At 28.8% G+C, this 2,991-nt stretch carries 2 protein-coding genes; both read left to right on the forward strand.

Going from position 1 to position 2,991, the window contains the following annotated elements; translation table 11 throughout:
* Window positions 1-554: 554 nt before the first annotated feature.
* Window positions 555-1,376: a putative RNA methyltransferase gene (locus JV528_RS08595; RefSeq protein WP_049948317.1), complete on the forward strand. Its 822-nt coding sequence runs from the start codon at window positions 555-557 to the stop codon at window positions 1,374-1,376.
* A 183-nt stretch (window positions 1,377-1,559) separates the two neighbouring features.
* A complete protein-coding gene (locus tag JV528_RS08600) occupies window positions 1,560-2,564 on the forward strand; it encodes a protein rep (RefSeq protein ID WP_078099048.1) in 1,005 nt (334 codons plus the stop codon).
* Window positions 2,565-2,991 lie beyond the last annotated feature (427 nt).

The raw sequence follows: 2,991 nt of genomic DNA on the forward strand, positions 1-2,991 counted from the left end.
CCCCTTAAAATTCAAAATAAAGGCATTTAAAAATTAAGAAAATAAAAAAGCTACTAGCAAAAAACTAGTAGCTTAAATCTTAGTTAAATTTCTATGTAGTATTAATTTTTATATCTACGCTACAACGTCGATTCTAGTTCGTGCAGTATTAATTTTTATATCTGCGCCACAACGCCGATTCCTTAAAACTAAGATAAAAATTGACGAAGGTCGATTATGGTTTTTTACGCGTTCTTTTTAGAACGCATAAGTGCGCCCTTACGGGATTTAACTAGATTATAACGACGAAAAATAGACCTGTAAAGCAATAACAGTTGGGTCTACTTTGTCTACTGGGCAGACAAGAAAAGAACACGCATTTATGCCGAGAAAATTTATTGATGTTGAGAAGAACCCTTAACTAAACTTGCAGACGAATGTCGGCATAGCGTGAGCTATTAAGCCGACCATTCGACAAGTTTTGGGATTGTTAAGGGTTCCGAGGCTCAACGTCAATAAAGCAATTGGAATAAAGCAACTTTGTTATTTATAATTATTTGATTGGAGGTGTGAATATGTTTTTTAAGTGTTCTATATGTGATGAAAAATTAAAGAGAGGTTATAAAACTTTAGCATGTGAGAATAACCATACTTTTGATATTGCAAAAGAGGGTTATTCGAATTTAATTTCAGGGCATAAAAAAAGTAAATACGATAAAAAATTGTTTATTGCTAGAAGAGAATTGAATGATAGTAGCAATTTGTATTCGATATTAATTTCAAAAATCATAGAAATTATTAAAAAATATGAGATTAAAACTAAAAATAATGTGATAGATGTTGGTACTGGTGAGGGTTATATTTTAAATGAAATTAGTAAAACATTTCTTGGTGAAAATGAATTCTTAGGTATAGACATTGCAAAAGAAGGTGTAAAAAAAGCAGCAAAATCATATAAAAATATAAATTGGTTGGTTGCTGATCTAGCTGATATACCAGTTATGAATGGGAATGTAGACTTTTTAATTAATGTGCTTAGCCCTTCTAATTATGATGAGTTTAAAAGAGTTCTAGATAAAGAGGGGAAATTGATAAAAATAATTCCTAATAGTGATTATTTAAAAGAAATAAGGAATATAGTCTTTAGTAATCATAAAAATAAGGATTATGATAATTCTGAGGTTATAGATTTATTTGAAGCTAATTTTAATAAAATTGAAATGATAGACATTAGTTATAAGGTTAAATTAAATAAAGAAGAATTGAATAAATTACTTGATATGACGCCTTTAACGTGGAATTTAAGTGACGTAGAAAAAGAAGGAATAATTAAGAAAAACTTAAGTGAAATTACGATGAGTTTTAAGGTTTTGGTTGGTGGTTTTAAAACGAGTTGAAAACGAGTTTCTTCTTGTCTTGATACTATATAGAAATAACGTTCTTTTTTAAAATGTTGTTTCAAGCTTGATGTAACAGTGTTTTGAAAGATTTTTAGTGTATAAAATAAAATTTGACATAAAAAAACTCCAGTAATAAGATTAAAGTGTCGAGCTAAAATCAAATACTGGAGGTCTTTTTATATGCAAGACAATCATACAAAATATATAGACGAAAATCAAGATAATAAAACACTAAAAGACTTAACGAAAAGTGGGAAACAACGCCCGTGGAGAGAAAAGAAAATCGATAATGTAAGTTATGCAGATATACTAGAAATCTTAAAAATTAAAAAGGCTTTTAACGTAAAACAATGTGGTAACGTCTTAGAGTTCAAGCCTACTGATGAAGGTTATTTGAAGTTACATAAGACATGGTTTTGTAAATCAAAATTGTGTCCAGTTTGTAATTGGAGGCGTGCTATGAAAAATAGTTATCAAGCTCAAAGAGTGATTGAAGAAGTGGTTAAAGAAAAGCCGAAAGCACGTTGGTTGTTTCTTACACTATCAACACGAAATGCGATAGATGGAGATACTTTAGAAAAAAGTCTTAAACATTTAACTGAATCATTTAGAAGATTATTTAAATATAAAAAAGTTAGTAAAAATTTAATTGGTTTTATGCGTTCGACAGAGGTTACAGTTAATAAAAATGACGGTAGTTATAATCAACATATGCATGTTTTATTGTGTGTTGAAAGTAAATATTTTAGAGGTTCTGAGAATTACATTTCTCAAAATGATTGGATTAATTTATGGCAAAAAGCATTACAAGTTAATTATCGGCCAGTAGCAAATATTAAAGCGATCAAACCAAATCAAAAAGGCGATAAAGATATTCAAGCAGCAATCAAAGAAACCTCGAAATATTCGGTTAAATCATCTGATTTTTTAACTGATGATGACGAAAGAAATCAGGAAATCGTGAATGATTTAGAAAAAGGTTTATACCGAAAACGTATGTTGAGTTATGGTGGATTGCTTAAACAAAAACATAAAATTTTAAATTTAGACGATGCCGAAGATGGCAATTTAATTAATACAAGTGACGAAGATAAAACAACAGACGAAGAAGAAAAAGCACATTCAATTACTGCAATTTGGAATTTTGAAAAACAAAATTATTACTTAAAAGATTTGAAACGTTAGCTTAAAAGCTAGCGTTTTTTTATGTATTTTTGCCCCTGCAGGAACTATAGCGTTCAACCGGCATGGTTGACCAGTTTTACCATGAAAATTTTAATTTGCATGTAAATGGGCAGTGTCTGAAAAATTCGCCACTGGTTATGTACAAAAAATGAGATAAACAATTTAACTTTTTAAGTTATATAAATTTTAGGGAGTTCCAATCAAATTAGAAAAATATATAAAAAAGTTATATCGTTTTTCTGGCTTATGTTTAAAAAGTACAAGTGATTGTATTTAAAATGACTTTAGCAACTTAAGTAATATGTCTTTTGAATACAAGTTAAATGTCAGAAAGATGTACCCTTATTTTGCTCATATTTGCGTTTTAAGAAACATATATAAATATACAGGTATAAAAATATATAAATCAAATACCCCCTTAAAATTC

This window comes from Staphylococcus sp. GDB20D11A, assembly GCF_016893255.1.
GTDB lineage: Bacteria > Bacillota > Bacilli > Staphylococcales > Staphylococcaceae > Staphylococcus > Staphylococcus aureus.

Coding starts and splice junctions, on each gene's coding strand:
- JV528_RS08595 (WP_049948317.1), top strand. CDS start 555: ATGTTTTTTAAGTGTTCTATATGTGATGAAAAATTAAAGAGAGGTTAT.
- JV528_RS08600 (WP_078099048.1), top strand. CDS start 1,560: ATGCAAGACAATCATACAAAATATATAGACGAAAATCAAGATAATAAA.